At 72.5% G+C, this 16,061-nt stretch carries 14 protein-coding genes; 9 read left to right on the plus strand and 5 right to left on the minus strand.

The features are described from left to right. The first annotated feature begins 455 nt into the window (after positions 1–455). Positions 456–1,337 carry a DUF3027 domain-containing protein gene (locus ACFXHB_RS21100; RefSeq protein WP_380576123.1) on the plus strand — a complete coding sequence of 294 codons (882 nt, stop codon included), beginning with the start codon at positions 456–458 and terminating at the stop codon, positions 1,335–1,337. Between the two features lie 192 nt (positions 1,338–1,529). Beyond that, positions 1,530–4,835 (plus strand): sacsin N-terminal ATP-binding-like domain-containing protein, encoded by a 3,306-nt coding sequence (locus tag ACFXHB_RS21105; RefSeq protein WP_380576124.1) that lies wholly within the window; start codon positions 1,530–1,532, stop codon positions 4,833–4,835. Here ACFXHB_RS21105 and ACFXHB_RS21110 read toward each other — a convergent pair. From ACFXHB_RS21110 to ACFXHB_RS21120, 3 genes are read right to left on the minus strand one after another with little or no spacing between them, the layout of a single operon-like run. Further along, positions 4,780–5,181 carry a hypothetical protein gene (locus ACFXHB_RS21110; RefSeq protein ID WP_380576125.1) on the minus strand — a complete coding sequence of 134 codons (402 nt, stop codon included), beginning with the start codon at positions 5,179–5,181 and terminating at the stop codon, positions 4,780–4,782. The two genes, ACFXHB_RS21105 and ACFXHB_RS21110, sit on opposite strands and share 56 nt — an antisense overlap. Before the next feature lie 18 nt (positions 5,182–5,199). Beyond that, positions 5,200–7,737: an HAD-IC family P-type ATPase gene (locus ACFXHB_RS21115; protein ID WP_380576126.1), complete on the minus strand. Its 2,538-nt coding sequence runs from the start codon at positions 7,735–7,737 to the stop codon at positions 5,200–5,202. A gap of 52 nt (positions 7,738–7,789) precedes the next feature. After that, positions 7,790–8,092, minus strand: a complete 303-nt coding sequence (locus ACFXHB_RS21120) for a DUF2530 domain-containing protein (RefSeq protein ID WP_380576127.1) — start codon at positions 8,090–8,092, stop codon at positions 7,790–7,792. Positions 8,093–8,339: 247 nt separating this feature from the next. On the opposite strand from ACFXHB_RS21120, the gene ACFXHB_RS21125 reads away from it, so the two are divergent. After that, positions 8,340–9,800 (plus strand): NCS2 family permease, encoded by a 1,461-nt coding sequence (locus tag ACFXHB_RS21125; protein ID WP_380576128.1) that lies wholly within the window; start codon positions 8,340–8,342, stop codon positions 9,798–9,800. A gap of 67 nt (positions 9,801–9,867) precedes the next feature. On the opposite strand, the gene ACFXHB_RS21130 is transcribed toward ACFXHB_RS21125, so the two are convergent. Together ACFXHB_RS21130 and ACFXHB_RS21135 are read right to left on the minus strand one after the other, a co-directional pair. Continuing rightward, positions 9,868–10,356, minus strand: a complete 489-nt coding sequence (locus ACFXHB_RS21130) for a hypothetical protein (protein ID WP_380576129.1) — start codon at positions 10,354–10,356, stop codon at positions 9,868–9,870. Between the two features lie 17 nt (positions 10,357–10,373). Further along, positions 10,374–11,831 carry a hypothetical protein gene (locus ACFXHB_RS21135; RefSeq protein ID WP_380576130.1) on the minus strand — a complete coding sequence of 486 codons (1,458 nt, stop codon included), beginning with the start codon at positions 11,829–11,831 and terminating at the stop codon, positions 10,374–10,376. A 242-nt stretch (positions 11,832–12,073) separates the two neighbouring features. On the opposite strand from ACFXHB_RS21135, the gene ACFXHB_RS21140 reads away from it, so the two are divergent. From ACFXHB_RS21140 to ACFXHB_RS21165, 6 genes are all read left to right on the plus strand, one after another. Then, positions 12,074–12,532: an ATP-binding protein gene (locus ACFXHB_RS21140; protein ID WP_380576131.1), complete on the plus strand. Its 459-nt coding sequence runs from the start codon at positions 12,074–12,076 to the stop codon at positions 12,530–12,532. A gap of 299 nt (positions 12,533–12,831) precedes the next feature. Further along, positions 12,832–13,443, plus strand: coding sequence for an AAA family ATPase (locus tag ACFXHB_RS21145; RefSeq protein WP_380576132.1), 612 nt, complete (start codon positions 12,832–12,834; stop codon positions 13,441–13,443). After that, positions 13,430–13,963 (plus strand): class IV adenylate cyclase, encoded by a 534-nt coding sequence (locus tag ACFXHB_RS21150; RefSeq protein WP_380576133.1) that lies wholly within the window; start codon positions 13,430–13,432, stop codon positions 13,961–13,963. The genes ACFXHB_RS21145 and ACFXHB_RS21150 overlap by 14 nt, the downstream gene beginning before the upstream one ends. Positions 13,964–13,976: 13 nt before the next feature. Then, positions 13,977–15,071 (plus strand): radical SAM protein, encoded by a 1,095-nt coding sequence (locus tag ACFXHB_RS21155; RefSeq protein WP_380576134.1) that lies wholly within the window; start codon positions 13,977–13,979, stop codon positions 15,069–15,071. A gap of 32 nt (positions 15,072–15,103) precedes the next feature. Next, a complete protein-coding gene (locus tag ACFXHB_RS21160; RefSeq protein ID WP_380576135.1) occupies positions 15,104–15,613 on the plus strand; it encodes a replication initiator in 510 nt (169 codons plus the stop codon). After that, complete coding sequence (locus tag ACFXHB_RS21165) at positions 15,610–16,050, plus strand: replication initiator (protein ID WP_380576136.1); 441 nt, start codon at positions 15,610–15,612, stop codon at positions 16,048–16,050. Before ACFXHB_RS21160 ends, ACFXHB_RS21165 begins: the two co-directional genes overlap by 4 nt. The last annotated feature ends 11 nt before the right edge of the window (positions 16,051–16,061 follow it).

The following is a 16,061-nucleotide window of genomic DNA, read 5'->3' on the forward strand; positions in this document are numbered from 1 at the left end:
CCGTCGCCGTCCGGTCCGGGCACCGCCGAGGGGCCCACCGGCTGCGGTTCGCCCGCAGCGAGGGCCGGAGCCTGCTGTCGCGGCACGGCGTTCGCCTCGTCGGGGCTGCCGGCCTGCGAGGCGCGCAGTGCGTGCTGCGACGGTTTTTCGTCCGCCACAAGCCCATCCTGCCCCAGAATCGGTTCTGCGACGCGGGATTCCGCTCCGCTCGGCGCGGCCCTTCCGGCGCCGGCGGCCGCCCCGGACTGTGCCGGGTGGCCGACCGGCGGGTAGCCTGCCCAGGGTCCGCCCGAAAGCGCGCCGGACGCCGGGGGACCGGACGAGCGGCGCGGCCGGTATCCGTGGCGGCCCGTGGTCGCGCAGAATGGTCGAGGGAAACCGAGCCGCGACGGGAACAGGCAACACGCCGTGGGCAACAGAAGAACTGGGAGAGAATCGACGCCGTGAGTGCTGCGATGCGAAGCCGTACCCCCGATCGGCTCTGTGCCGAGGCCGTCGAACTCGCCCGGCAGGCAGCGGACGAGGCCGTCGGAGCAGAGGCCGTAGGGGCGCACCTCGGCGTCCAGGCGGATGCCGACCGCGTCGTCACCCACACCTTCGAGTGCCTGGACGCGGCATACCGGGGCTGGCACTGGGCCGTCACCGTCGCCCGCGCCCCGCGCGCCAAGAACGTCACGCTCGACGAGGTCGTGCTGCTGCCGGGTGACGACGCCGTGCTCGCCCCGCAGTGGGTGCCGTGGAGCGAGCGACTGCGCCCCGGCGACATGGGCCCCGGGGACCTGCTGCCCACCGACGCCGACGACCTGCGCCTGGAGCCCGGCTGGACCGGCGAGGACGAGCCGGCGCCGAACTCGGCGGTGGCCCTGGTCTCCGACGAGGACCTGGTCGTCTCCGACCCGAACGTCCAGCCCGCGCCGGCCCGCGCCCAGATCGGCGCCCTCGCCGAGGAGCTCGGCCTGGGCCGCAGCCGGGTGCTCTCCCGGCTCGGTCTGCACCTGGCCGCCGACCGCTGGGAGAAGGCGCACGGCCCGCAGACCCCGATGGCACAGGCCGCCCCGGCCTCCTGCGCGAGCTGCGGCTTCCTCGTCCCGATCGGCGGTTCGCTCGGTCAGGCCTTCGGCGTCTGCGGCAACGAGTTCGGCCCGGCCGACGGCCAGATCGTCTCCTTCGCGTACGGCTGCGGCGGGCACTCCGAGGCGGCCGTCATCCCGGCTCCGCCGGCGCCGTCCGAGCTGATCCTGGACGAGCTGGTGGTCGAGCCGCTCCAGCTGCACCCCGACCGCACCTCCGGTTCGGTGGAGCCCGACGCCCCGGCCGAGGAGCTCGGCCACTCCTGACCCCGGCCGTACCGGCCCCGCTCCGGCGGGGCCGGTGGTGTCCGCGGGCGGGCCCGGCCCCGGTGACGGCGGGCCGTTCCCCCGGCCGCGCCCCGCACGCGCCGCGGTCCCCACCCCGGTCCGCCGGGGGTGCCCGTCCGGGGGAGAATGCCCCCCGGACGAAGTAGCGGGCGGCGGAGGGTGGCAGTTCCAGTGGAACCTCGGATCATCGGCAGCGGTACGGACGAGCGCCACGCGGACCCCTTCGGCAGCGCCGCGCTGCGCCGCCGGGTACTGGACGCCTGGGCCGCCTCCCCGGCCCGGTTCCGCGAGGACGCCAACGCCGAGGAGGAGCTCGCCCTCGGCGGCTACCGTGACCGGCTGGTCGTCGAGTTGGCGCAGAACGCCGCCGACGCGGCGGCCCGCGCGGGCGGCGCCCCGGGCCGGCTGCGGCTCACCCTGGCGGACGGTGTGCTGGCGGCCGCCAACACCGGCGCGCCGCTGGACGCGGCGGCCGTCGAGTCGCTCTCCACCCTGCGCGCCTCCTCCAAGCGCGCCGACGAGCAGCCGACCGTCGGCCGGTTCGGCGTCGGGTTCGCGGCCGTCCTCGCCGTCACCGACGAGCCCGCCGTGCTCGGCGCCGCCGGTGGCGTCCGCTGGTCGCTCGGCGAGGCCCGCTCGCTGGCCGAGGCGCAGCCCGCGCTCGGCGAGGAGCTGCGCCGCCGCGACGGCCACGTGCCGCTGCTGCGCCTGCCGTTCTCCGCCGAGGGCCCGGCTCCCGCCGGCTACGACACGGTGGTCGTGCTGCCGCTGCGTGACGCCGCCGCCGAGGACCTCACCCGCCGGCTGCTGGCCGGGATCGACGACGCCCTGCTGCTGACCCTGCCCGGGCTCGCCGAGATCGTGGTGGAGACCGAGGAGGGCACCCGCACCCTCACCCGGGGCGCCACCGAGCCTCGTCCCGACGGCGTCGCCGAGGTGACCGTCACCGACGACGCCGGCGGGCGGCTGCGGCAGACCGTCTGGCAGACCGCCGGTGCGTCCGGCACCCTGGACGCCGCGCTGCTCGCCGACCGCCCCACCGAGGAGCGCGCCCGCCCGTACTGGACGGTGACCTGGGCCGTCCCGGTCGCCGACGACGGCGGCCCGCGGCCGACCGGGATCGCCCCGGTGCTGCACGCGCCCACGCCGAGCGACGAGCCGCTCGGCCTGCCCGCGCTGCTGATCGCCTCCTACCCGCTGGACTCCACCCGCCGGCACGTCGCCCCCGGCCCGCTCGCCGACTTCCTCACCGAGCGCGCCGCGGACAGCTACGCCGACCTGCTGCGCTCCCGCGGCGGCGACCTGCGCTCGCTCGGGCTGGTGCCCGGCCCGCTCGGCCAGGGCGCGCTCGACAACGCGCTGCGGGCGGGGATCCTCTCCCGGCTGCCCGGCACGCCGTTCCTGCCGCACCCGACGCCGGTCGAGGAGGGCACGCCCGCGCTGCGGCCCCGGGACGCCACGGTGCTGGAGGGCGCGGACGGCTCGGTCGTCGAGGCGCTGGCGCCGATCTTCCCCGGGCTGCTGCCGGCCGGTCTGGAGCGCCGCACCGAACTGCGGGTGCTGAACGTACGCCGGGTGCCGCTGGCCGAGGTGGTCGACCAGCTCGGCGGTCTGGACCGCGAGCCCGCCTGGTGGCGCAACCTCTACGCGGCGCTCGGCGCGGCCGACCCGGAGGCGCTCGGCGCGCTGCCCGTGCCGCTCGCCGACGGGCGGACGGTCACCGGCCCGCGCCGCGTCCTGCTGCCCTCGGAGGACGCCGACTGGGCGGCCTTCCCCGGCTACCCCGAGGCGCTGGCCGGCGCGCTGGCCCTGCTCGACCTGCGGCTGGCCCACCCGGAGGCGTCGCACCCGCTGCTGGCCAAGCTCGGTGCCGGCACCGCCACCCCGGCCGGCGTGCTGGACACCCCCGAGGTGCGGGCCGCCGTCGCCCGCTCCTACGAGCTGGCCGAGGACGACCCGGACGCCGCCACCGACGTCGCCGACTCCGTGCTCGCCCTGGTCAAGGCGGCCGCTCCGGCGGTCGGCGAGCACCCGTGGCTGGCCCGGCTGGCCCTGCTCGACGACGAGGGCGAGCCGGCCCGGGCGGGCGAGCTGATCCTCCCGGACAGCCCGTTCGCCGCGCTGGCCCGGGAGGAGGACGCCGGCTGGGTCGACGACGACCTGCTGGACCGCTGGGGTCCCGAAGTCCTCGCCGCGGTCGGCGTCCTGGCGGACTTCGTGCTGGTCCGCGCCGAGGACGTGGTGCTCGACCCGGACGACCTGGAGCGGCTCGACCCGACCGCCCCCGCCGACCGCGCGGCCGGCGGTCACCCCACCGGACTGCTCGACGAGGCGCCCGACGGCCTCGCCGAGTGGGCCGAGGACGCCCTGGAGGCGCTGCACGCCGACGACGCCGACCAGGTGGGCGTCCCGCCGGTCGCCGCCGAGCTGCTGGCCGTCCGGGACCTCGACCTGGTGGACGACGGCGCGTGGCCGCGGGCGCTCGCCGCGCTCGCCCGCCCGCCGTACCGGGACGCCGTGGTCAACCCCGTCCGCACCCTGCTGCCGGACGGCTCGTACGTGGACCTGCCGCCGTACACCGCCTGGTGGCTGCGCGACCACCCGGTGCTGGACGGCCGTGAGCCGGCCGGGCTGCGCGCGGCCGGCGCCGACCCGCTGTTGCGCGGTCTGTACGACGAGGCCCGGACGACGCTGGACGAGCAGTTCCTGCACGCGCTCGGGGTGCGCACCACGCTGGCCGCGCTGCTGGCCGAGCCGCACGGGCCGGACGAGCTGCTGGACCGGCTCACCGATCCGGCCTCCGAGCTCGGCCACCGCCAACTGCACGGCGTCCACAGCGCGTTGGCCCGGGTCGACGTGGACCGGATCGAGCCGCTGGACATCGTGCGGGCGCTGCCGCCGCTCGACCGGGAGACCGGCCGCCGCCCGGCGCACACGGTGCTCGTGGACGCCACCGAGGCGGTCGTCGCCGATGCCCCGGACCTCGTCCAGCTCCTCCACGGGTACCCGCTGCTGCCGGTCGCCCCCGCGCTGGCCGCCGACCTCGCCGAGCGGCTGCACGTCTCGCTGGCCAGTGAGGTGGCCGGCGGCCGGGTGCTCTCCGAGGGGCAGCTGCACCGGGTGCCCGCCGTGGTCCGCGAGCTGCTGCCCGGCTGCCCGGTGGCGTACGAGGAGCACGAGGAGCTGCTGGTGGTCGGCCCGGACGGCGAGGAGGCCGCCGTGGACTGGCGGTGGGACGCCGCGGCGGACACCCCGGAGGCGCCCTACGACCCGGATGCCGCCGAAGCCGCCGACGAGGACGACGAGTTCGAGCTGCCGCCGGTACCGGGGCTGCTGCACGCCGCGACGCCGGAGGGGCTGGCGGCCGGTCTCGCCTGGTCGGCCGGGCAGTGGCACCGCCGGTTCGAGGTGCTCGCCGCGCTCACCGAGCCGGACCGCGCCTACGAGCTCTCGGCCGCCCGGGACTTCGAGGGCTGACCGGACTGGCGGACCGGCGGCCCGGCCGCCGGTCCGGTGCCCGGTCGGGGACGCGGTCGGACCCGGCCGGGCGCGGTGGGCCCGGCCGGCGGGTGGCCGAGGCGCCGGCCCGCCGCGTCCGCGGGCCGGCCCAGCCGGTCCGGGCGGCCGCGCCCAGTCGTAGGTAGACGCCGACCGTGACGACCAGCCAGACCGCCCCGACCACCACCGGCGCGGCCTCGCGCAGCCACCGGCCGGGTTCGGTCAGCTCATGGACGCCGAGCAGCGCGAGGCCGGCCGCCCCGGCCGCCAGCAGCCCCCCGAGGAAGGCGGTGAACGCCTCCAAGTCCCCACCCCTGCGCGCCATGCGGGCCCCCCTTCGGGGTCAATCATCCGCCTTGCGCCGCATGATCCGCCAGGAGACCTCCAACAGCAGTCCGGCCACCAGGGCGATGCCGACGCCGATCCACGGGTCCCGGGTGCCGGAGAGCGAGAGCTGGAAGAAGTCCGACAGCCACGGCACCGTCAGCACCAGCGTGAACGCCCCGCCCATCGTCGCGATCAGCAGCAGCCGCCACCAGTTGTACGGCCGGGCCACGATCGCCAGCACCCACATGGCCACCAGGAACAGCGTCAGCGTCGCCACGCTGGTGTCGGACTCCAGGTTCGTGGCGTGGTCGGACCGGGCCAGCGCGTACGCGGTGAAGGTGGCCGTGCCGGCGATGATCCCGCCCGGCACGGCCAGCCGCAGCACCCGGCGGACGAAGCCGGTCCGGGCCCGCTCGTTGTTGGGCGCCAGCGCCAGGAAGAAGGCCGGGATGCCGATGGTGAGGGTGGAGAGCACCGTCGAGTGCCGGGGCAGGAACGGGTAGGGCGAGTGCGTGAAGATCACCAGCAGGGCGAGCAGCACCGAGTAGACCGTCTTCACCAGGAAGAGCCCGGCCACCCGCTCGATGTTGCCGATCACCCGGCGGCCCTCGGCGACCACCGAGGGGAGGGTGGCGAACGAGTCGTTCAGCAGCACGATCTGCGCGACGGCCCTGGTCGCGTCGCTGCCGGTGCCCATCGCCACGCCGATGTCGGCGTCCTTGAGCGCCAGCACGTCGTTGACGCCGTCACCGGTCATCGCCACCGTGTGCCCGCGCGACTGCAGCGCGCCGACCAGCTCGCGCTTCTGCTGCGGGGTGACCCGGCCGAAGACGGTGGTCCGCTCGGCGGTGTCGGCGAGCTCCTCCGGGTCGGTGGGCAGGGTGCGGGCGTCCACCGGGTGGTCGGCACCGGGCAGGCCCAGGTGCGAGGCGACCGCGCCGACCGAGACGGCGGCGTCGCCGGAGATCACCTTGGCCTGGACGCGCTGCCCCTCGAAGTAGCGCAGGGTCTCGGCGGCGTCCCCGCGCAGCCGCTGCTGGAGCACCACCAGGGCCAGCGGCTGGAGGTCGGCGGCCGGGTCGGGGGCGTCCAGCGGGACGGGCGTGCGACCGAGCAACAGCACCCGCAGGCCCTTGGCGCCCAGCTCGTCCACCTCGGCGAGGGCCGGGTGACCGGTGGGGAGCAGCACGTCCGGGGCGCCCAGCAGCCAGCTGGCCTCGCCGCCCTGCGGTTCCAGCAGCTGCACGCCGCTCCACTTGCGGGCGGAGGAGAACGGCATCGCCTCGATCACCCGCCAGCCGGCGGCGGTGTCGCCGGAGCTGTCGGCGGTCTCCGCGTCGGTGCCGGCCCCGGTACCGCCGCCGGCGTCGTTCCGGCCGTACGCGTCGATGACGGCCTGCATGGAGGGGTTGGGGCGGGCGTCGGCGCCGGCCATCACCCCGAGCGCCTGCTTGACGACCTCCGGGTCGGCGAGGATGTGCCGGGCCAACGGGGCGTCGGGTCGCAGCTGGTCGTCGGCCTCCGGTGCCTGCGGCAGGGTGCGCAGTTCGACGACGTCCATGCCGCCCTCGGTGAGGGTGCCGGTCTTGTCCAGGCAGACGGTGTCCACCCGGGCCAGTCCCTCGATCGCGGGCAGCTCCTGCACCAGGCACTGCTTTCGGCCCAGCCGGACCACGCCGATCGCGAAGGCCACCGAGGTCAGCAGGACCAGCCCTTCGGGGACCATCGGCACGATGCCGGCGATCATCCGGCGGACGGCCTCGCGCCAGTCCCGCCCCTCCACCGCGAGCTGACTGATGATCAGACCGATCGCGGTGGGGATGAGCAGCCAGGTGATGAACCGCAGGATGCTGTCGATGCCGCTGCGCAGCTCCGACTTGACCAGGGTGAACCGGCTGGCCTCCTCGGCCAGCTGCGCCGCGTACGCCTCGCGGCCGACCTTGGTGGCGGTGAACGCGCCCGCGCCGGCCACCACGAAGCTGCCGGACATCACCTGGTCGCCGGGCTGCTTGAGCACCGAGTCGGGCTCGCCGGTGAGCAGCGACTCGTCGATCTCCAGGCCGTCCGCCTCGGTGACCTCGCCGTCGACGATCACCTTGTCGCCGATGCCGAGCAGCACGGTGTCGTCCAGCACGATCTCGCCGGTGGCGATCTGCTGGACGACGCCGTCCCGGCGGACCTGCGGTCTGGCCTCGCCGATCAGCGCGAGGCTGTCCAGGGTCTTCTTGGCGCGCAGCTCCTGGATGATCCCGATCGCCGTGTTGGCGACGATCACCAGGCCGAACAGTCCGTCCTGGATCGGTCCGACGACCAGGATGATGCCGAACATCACGCCGATGATCGCGTTGAACCGGGTGAAGACGTTGGCCCGGACGATCTCCCGGGTGGAGCGGCTGGACCGCACCGGGACATCGTTGACCTCGCCGCGGGCGACCCGCTCGGCCACCTCGGCGGTGGTCAGCCCGCCGCGCCGGCCGGGCAGCAGGCCGAGCGGGTGGGCGCCGTCGTGCCGGTCCCCCGGCGTCTCTTCGGCAGGCTGCGCAGGGTGCGTCATGGCACCGACTCTACGGGCGCCTTATGTCCGATGCGTGCTACTAAAGGACTATTCAGTCCGACTGGGTGGCCGGGTCCGTGCCGTCACCGGCGGCGCCCTTCGACGCCGCCTCGGCGGCACGGTCACGGGCGATGGCGTCCCGGCGGGCGCGGCAGTACCAGAGGCCGATCAGGCCGAGGCCGGCTCCGGAGAGGCAGATCCACGGCCAGCTGCCGTGGTCGTGGTCGGAGAGCGCGCCCTGGAAGGGGAGCAGCGCCAGGAAGGCGACGAACCACAGCACCGTGCCACCGCCGACGATGGCGACGTCGTTGGCCTCCAGCGGCGGGGGCGAGGGGTGCAGCGGGCTCTTCGGCATGAGGCCTAGCGTACGGTGCGCGGCGCGACCGTCCGCGTTGGTGGGGCGGCGAGGGTCCGGGCGCGGGCGCGCCGCTCGGTCTACGCGCGAAGATAGCGCGTGTGCGATCGGGGAACTCATACTTGTGATTCCGGTTGGCCGTGCCATGCCCAGGACACCTGTGTTCGTGCCCGTCCCACCGGGCCCGCCCGGCCACCGTCGCTCCGGGCGTCCACCCCCTCCTCAGCCCCCACCAGAGGACGCACGCATGCCTGTGGCCCAGCCGACCACCGAGTCGCCCGAGCCCGCCTCCGGCGCACCCACGCCCCCCCACGGTGCCCTGGACCGCTACTTCCGGATCTCCGAGCGCGGCTCCACCCTGCCGCGCGAGATCCGCGGTGGCATCGCCACCTTCTTCACCATGGCGTACATCCTGGTGCTCAACCCGATCATCCTGGCCAGCGCCACGGACATGACCGGCGCCCACCTCGACAGCGCCCAGCTGGTCACCGCGACCGCGCTCACCGCCGGACTCACCACCCTGCTGATGGGTGTGATCGGCAACGTCCCGATCGGCCTCGCCGCCGGCCTCGGCGTCAACACCATCGTCGCGCTCCAGCTCGCGCCCAAGATGACCTGGCCGGACGCCATGGGCATGGTGGTGCTGGCCGGCTTCGCGATCATGATCCTGGTCGCCACCGGCCTGCGCGAGCGCGTGATGAACGCCGTCCCGCTCGGCCTGCGCAAGGCGATCGCGATCGGGATCGGCCTCTTCATCTGCCTGGTCGGCCTGGTCGACTCCGGCTTCGTCAGCCGCATCCCCGACGCCGCCCACACCACCGTCCCGCTCCAGCTCGGCGGCAACGGCCACCTGCTCGGCTGGCCGGTGCTGATCTTCGTGCTCGGCCTGCTGCTCACCCTGGTGCTGGTCGTCCGCAAGGTGCCCGGCGCGATCCTGGTCTCCATCGTCGTGATGACCGGCCTCGCCGTGGTGATCGACAAGGTCGCCGACATCCCGGCGGCGAACTGGGGCCTCACCGTCCCCGCCTGGCCCGGCAACCCGGTGGCCGCCCCCGACTTCGGCCTGGTCGGCGAGTTCAGCCTGTTCGGCGGCTTCGAGAAGGTCGGCGTCCTCACCGGCGTCCTCTTCGTCTTCACCGTCCTGATGTCCTGCTTCTTCGACGCGATGGGCACCATCCTCGGTGTCGCCGACGAGGCCCACCTGCTGGACGCCAAGGGCGACCTGCCCGGCATCAACCGGATCCTGATGGTGGACGGCATCGCCACCGCCGCCGGCGGCGCGACCTCCGCCTCCGCCAACACCTGCTTCGTGGAGTCCACGGCCGGCGTCGGCGAGGGCGCCCGCACCGGCTTCGCGTCGATCGTGACCGGCGCCCTCTTCGTGGTCGCCCTCTTCCTCACCCCGCTCGCCACCATGGTCCCCGCCCAGGCCGCCACCCCGGCCCTGGTCACCGTCGGCTTCCTGATCCTGGCCAACTCGATCAAGGAGATCGACTGGGCGGACTACACGATCGCGATCCCGGCCTTCCTGACCATGGTGATGATGCCGTTCACCTACTCCATCACCAACGGCATCGGCTTCGGCTTCATCGCCTTCTGCGTCCTGCGCCTCGCCGCCGGCCGCGGCCGCGAGGTCCCGATCGCGATGTACGCGGTCTCGGCCGTCTTCGCCTTCTACTACCTGATGCCGGCCCTCGGGCTGCTCTGATCCCGGCCCCGGCTACGACGGTGGCCCCGCACTCCTTCGGACGAGTGCGGGGCCATCTGCGTTTCGCTCACCGGATCTGGCGGGCGGCGCCGTCCGGCCAGACGACCGTGACCGGCAGACCAGCCGCCCGAGCACCGGCCACCGTGTCGGCGGTACCTCCGCGCCCGTTGCCGGGCCGGCCGTCCCAGACGGCGAACAGGTGGTCCGCGCGGCGCAACAACTCTTCGTTGGCGGCTTCGTACGCCGCACGGTCGGCCTCGGCGTGCGGCATGACCACCACTTCATTCGCAGCCCCGTGGAGGCGGTCGAACTCGGCGGCATAGTCGGGCTTGACCTTGGTCTGTCGGTAGTCGGCAGACGGCACCAGCACGACCAGACTGCCGCCGAGCGAGAGCACGACATCGGCGAAGATCGCATCGGCGCCCTTGGCGATGCAGGAGACGCCGGTGAGGCCGTCGTCGGCGTGGAAGCCGAGCAGGGCTCCGAGGGCTTCACGTACCAGCGCGACGCTCGGTTCGGTGAGGTCCATGTGCCCGGTTACCGCGATGACGGTCATGCCGCCTCCCCTTCGGGTCAGTTCGCCAGTAGCTCGCGGATGCTATCGCGGGCTCCCCTGACGGCCGGATTCGTAGCGCGTCCCACGGTGTACTGGTAGAGGCCGCCAAGCTGGGTGCGGACCCGGTCGGACTGTGTGAGAGCGGCGGACGCGACAGCGCGGTGGGTTTCCTCGACAGCTCCTGGAACGTCACCGATGAGAAAGCGGGTCTCGGCAAGCCCGATGCGGTCGAGTGCGTGGGACCGGCTTGCCTCCGTCCCACGATCGCTCAGTGCTGCCCGAATGTGCTCGGCGGCGCTTTCGGCATGGGTGCTGGGGTCGGTGCGGGCGAGATCGAGTAGCCGGCCACCGGTGACGCCGGAGATCTCGGCTTGGTCGAAGTACGCGATCCAATGGGGCTCGTCGTCCACCTCGCGCGCTGACGCAAGCTCGTCGAGGGCCTGGCCTGTCGCGCGCTGGAAGGCGGCCACCCGCCCCATCGCCGCATACGCCCATGCCTCGCGTGTGCGGAGCATGGCCCGGACTCGGGGGCCCGCACAACCGCGGCTGCCGTCCTGGGCGAGTCTGACGAGTTCGAGGGCGTCGCCCGGTCGCCCGGCATAGAGCACCTGGCGAGCCATGCCGGCCAGGACGTTGGCTCCGTACGCGCGGTCACCGCCTTCGTGGGCGGAGCGCAGTGCGAGTCGGTAGTAGTCCTGGGCACGGCGCTGGTAGCCGGAGTCCCACATCATGGTGGCCGCGGTGCCTGCGAGCTGAGCCATGACGGCGTGCAGCCGCCGTTCGACGTCGGGGCGTTGGCGGTCTTCGAGGGCGGCTGCGGTGTCGTTGAGCTGCCCCAACACCGCCTTGGCCCGCAGGCCCCCGCCGAACCGGTGATCCCACTGACGGAAGGCCACGGCTGCGGCTTCCAGCTGCGTCACGTCGTGTGACCCGAGTCGTCCTGGTCGGCGGCGGTCGGCTGCGGCGGCAGGTGAGGCGAGCCACCCTTCGAGCGGGTCGAGCAAGGCTGTACCGGTGATCGCTGCGGCGGCCAGCAGCCGGGTAGCGGTACGTCTGTCCATGGCGAGATCGGTTCCAGTGAGTTGGATGGCTAGGGCTGTCGTCACCTCCGGCTGCCACGGGAAGTCGTTGTCCGGGCGACTGGTTGTGATCGGTTGGGGTGACTCCGCCAGGGTGCTCTCCCATGGGCGCGGGGCCAGCCCGACAAGGCCGCCGGGAATTCCCAGGCCATCGGCGATTCGGGCGATCACCTCGTAGGAGGTGATCCTTTTCGAGCTGTCCGACATGATCGTTGAGACCTTGCCCGGCGTGATCTGACAGGCTGCCGCGATGCGGTTCTGGGACAGGCCGCCGTACTTCTTGATCAGGCCGAAGACTGCGGCGAAGTCGTGTTCTGCGAGTGCCAGGCGGAGATCTTCGCGCGCCAGCAACTCGGCAGGTAGCAGAGGGCCACGGGTCGGGCCGGATTGCGCCATCGGACACAGCTTTCACTGGGGAGAACAGCCGCACAAGGATCATCAAATCCCGTGCTCATGAAGAGTATTACCGCCTAGGTAACACCCGGCGGTCATCGTTCTGGGCTGGCTCCTGCCCGATTCTTCATGTGTGCGGTCCGCTGCACAGTCCAAGGGGTCGAATCCGATGGGACGCAGTGCGACACCGCAGGTGAGCTTGCCGGTGTCGCGGTCGTCCGCGCTGCTTCGAGACTGGAGGTCGCATGTCCGTGAGCGTCAGCACAACGTCCGCCGATTCTTCCGGCGTCGTACTGATCGACATTCCGGTTGTACGGCCTGATGATCTCGGGTGTCTGTTGCAACTGCCATGCCGTCCCGAATCGGCCTTCGCTGCACGCCAGTTGGTGAGTATTGCCCTGACGGCCTGGTCCGCTGAGGAGTTGGGGGGCGTGGCGCGTCTGCTGGTGAGCGAGCTGGTCGCGAACGCGGTCCGGCACACGGGTTGCACGCGGCTCTCCGTCTCGGTAACTCGCCGGAAGGCAACGGTTTGGGTGGGAGTTCGGGACTCGTCCGGGGTGCTGCCGTGTCGTACGGACCCGACCTGTGAGGCGGAGTCCGGTTACGGCTTGGGTCTGGTGGAAGCCCTCTCCTCCCGTTGGGGAGTGGCCTGGGTGCCGCACGGGAAATGGGTCTGGTTCGAGCTGAGGACCGTGAAGGCATGACTGAGCGGATCTCGGCCGGCGGCCGTCACCGCGGCGAACACCGTGATCCGGCCGGCCGGTGCTGACCGGCGAATGGGCCTTCGGCCACGTGGTCACCGCGTTTCTTCTCGGCACCTCCGTACTGCACCAGGTGGACTCTGACCACCTCGGCTCGATGGGGTCGGCCCACTCGGTGCCGGATCGCGAACCGCCCGCCTGACCCAAGGCTCCCGCCTCGTGAGTCGCGACTGACGGGCAGCCATCGAGGTGGGCTCTGCGACACCGCACGGCCCGGAAGCCGACCGAGGAATGGAGTTCACATGGATGTGACCCGCGAGCCGTTCGTCACGCTCGACGGTCTCAGTGCAAGCGGGAAGAGCACTGTCGCCCCACTGGTCGCGGCCCTGCTCGGCGGAGTTCACCTCACGGACGATGCCTTGCCGACATTCCCCGCGATGCGGGCGGAGGTGGACGCCGCCGGCATCCTGCCAGCCCGGTTCCACTGGTGGATGATGGCGAATCACATCAAGTCCGAGACGGCCCGGAAGATCACTGAGGGCGGCCGGACGGTAGTGGTCGAGTCCTACTTCCCGCGCACCATCGCCACGCACAGGGCCATGGGGCACGACTGCGTCTCGGAGTACCCGGGCGGGGTCCTCGTGCCGGACGTGGCGATCCTGCTGGAGGTGGATGAGCGCGTGCGCCAGGAGCGCCTTCGTCGGCGGGTCGAACGGGGAGCGCTGAGCTACTGGCACCAGCGTGAGGAGCCGAACATCGCCGAAAGCTCCCGGGTGTACCGGGCGTTCGGCCTCGTCCGTGTGGACGGCACCAGTCGCACGCCGGACGAGGTAGCAAGCGCGATAGCCGATATCGTGCGCTCGCGTATCCCGAAACCTCGTCTGGAAAGGGCAACTACCAATGACCGCAACTGAGTTCGAAGCGAAGATCCTCGGCATCGAGCCGGAGAAGATGAGCGCACAGCTGGCCGAAGCCGGGGCGGAGCACCTGGGCGACCGGTTCCAGCGCCGCTACGTCTACGACATCCCCGGCCGGCCCGGCACATGGGTCCGCCTGCGCGACACTGGGAGCAGCATCACCCTGTGCGTCAAGGAAATCCACTCCGACGCGATCGACGGCGTGACCGAAACGGAGACGACCGTCGGCGACTTCGACACCACCAATGCGCTCCTCGGCAAACTCGGCTACCAGCCGAAGGCGTACCAGGAGAACCGCCGGTCCTCCTGGACGCTGGGCGGCGCTGCCATCGAGATCGACCACTGGCCGCTGATCCCCCCGTACCTGGAGATCGAGGGGGACAGCGCCGAACACGTCCACGCGACCGCGCTTGCGCTCGGGCTCCCCCTGGCTGAGCTGACGAGCGAGAACACCACCAAGGTCTACCGCCGGTACGGAATCGACATCGAGTCGATCCCCCGGCTCGCGTTCGAGTGACAGGAGGCAAACCGTGTCTGTGACCCAGTATCCTGCGGTCCGGGTCGTCCGCGACAAGACCATCCGCATCAAGGTGATCGACGACTGCGGGTTGGCCTGCACGTTCTGCCACAACGAGGGAACGCCGGTTACCGCCGACAACAAGGGCCGTACCCTGCTGCCCTTCGTGTCGGGACCGGGCAAGACCGGCCGCGTGTCGATCTACAGCGAGACGAACGGGGTCAACTTCCTCTCCGCGAAGATGGCCCCGGACATGGCCTTCCGGCGGGCGGTGAAGACCGTGGCGAAGGCGTTCGACGCCAGCGAGGTTCACCTCACGGGAGGGGAACCCACCCTCCACACGGAGGTGCCCTCGCTGGTCTCGGCGCTCACCGGCATGGGGCTGAGCGTCGGGATGACCAGCAACGGGGAGCGCGGGCGGCAGGTGATGCCGGAGTGCTCGGCGGCCGGCCTCAACCGGGTCAACGTCTCGGTGTTCGGCACTACCGCCGACGAGCTTCAGGCCGTGCAGTCCGAGCGCTTCAAGTCGGCGGGCCTGGCTGACACGAAGATCCGTTCTGCGGAACAGACCATCCGCGCCGCCGTGGCCAACGGTGTGAAGGTCTCCGTGAACATCGTCGTGCCCGGCCCGGCCCACGTGGATCGGGTCGTCAACCTGGTCGAGTCGCACGGCCAGTTCGCGGACGTGCGGATGCTCACCAGCATCCAGGACGGACCGCAGTCGATCGCGGCGATAGCCGAAGTGCTGGCCCGGGTAGGCGCTGAACCGGTGCTCCGGACGTTCACCGCCGGCACCTCCGACGAACGGACCCTCTACCGGGCACTCGGCAGCCGGGCCGTCTACGTCAAGCGCCTGCTGCCGGTGCGACTGCCGGACACCTGCGCGTCGTGCAGCTTCAACAACGACACGGACTGCCAGGAGGGTTACTACGGCGTCCGGCTGTACCTCACTGAGCAGGGGGAGTACATGGTCGGCGTCTGCATCCAGCGCATGGACCTCTGCGTGCCCGTGGCCGAGTTGTCGAAGAGCGGGATCGTGGAAGAGGTCCAGGCGTTCAAGGATGCCGAAGTCCGGCGGCTGACGCGCCAGTACGGCGCCGCTGCCTGAACCTGGAGACAGCTCCGGCGAGCCCCGCCCGGGTGGATTCCGGGCGGGGCTCGCGCGAAGGGTGCCGCATCTCCTTCGCCAAGGTCGCCGAGTTCCAGAAGCGCGGCCTGGTCCACTTCCACGCCATCGTCCGCCTCGACGGCCCCGAAGGCTCCACCAGCACCCCGCCCGACTGGGCCACCACCGACCTCCTCACCGCCGCCGTCCGCACCGCCGCCACCAAGGTGTCCGTCACCGTGACCGGCGACTCCATCGGCGAACGCGTCCTGCGCTGGGGCGACCGGCTCGACATCCGCGTCATCCGCCGACCCGACACCGCCGACCGCGACGACACCCCGCTCACCGACGCCGCTGTGGCCGGCTGCGTCGCCAAGTACGCCGAAGGCACCGGCACCACCGACCGCCCCCTCTACTGCACCCGCTGCAAAGGACGCGGACGCACCCCCACCGACGACGGCGACACTCCATGCCGCTCGTGCGAGGGCACCGGCCTGGCCGAACCCCATCGCCGACCTCAAGGTCGCCGCACACGTCCGCCATGATCCGCACCTGCTGGGACCTCGGCCGCCGCGTCACCGACTTCGCCGACCTCAAGCTCACCAAGTGGGCCCACATGCTCGGCTTCCGCGGCCACTTCTCCACCAAGTCCCGCCGCTACTCCACTACCCTCGGTACCCTCCGTGGCGTCCGCCGCACCTGGCAGAGCGAACAGGCCCGCATCCGCGCCGGCCACCCGCCCCTCGACCCCGACTCCACCCTCGTCGTCTCCGACTGGCGATACCTCGCCACCGGCTACACCCCCGGCGAAGAGCTTCTCGCTCAAGTCCCTCGGTCTGCTCCGACCAGTGAGCCGAGCCGCTCCCGGCGGTGCGTACGAGGCGCTGTCCCGACCACGGGACAGCGCCTCGTACGTGGTGGGCGCGGGGGGGGGGCCCCGCCCACCCCCCCCCCCCCCCAAAGGGGGGGGCCGCCGGGGTAGGCGGGCGGGGC

Origin of the sequence: Kitasatospora sp. NPDC059327 (genome assembly GCF_042752535.1) — a bacterium.
GTDB lineage: Bacteria > Actinomycetota > Actinomycetes > Streptomycetales > Streptomycetaceae > Kitasatospora.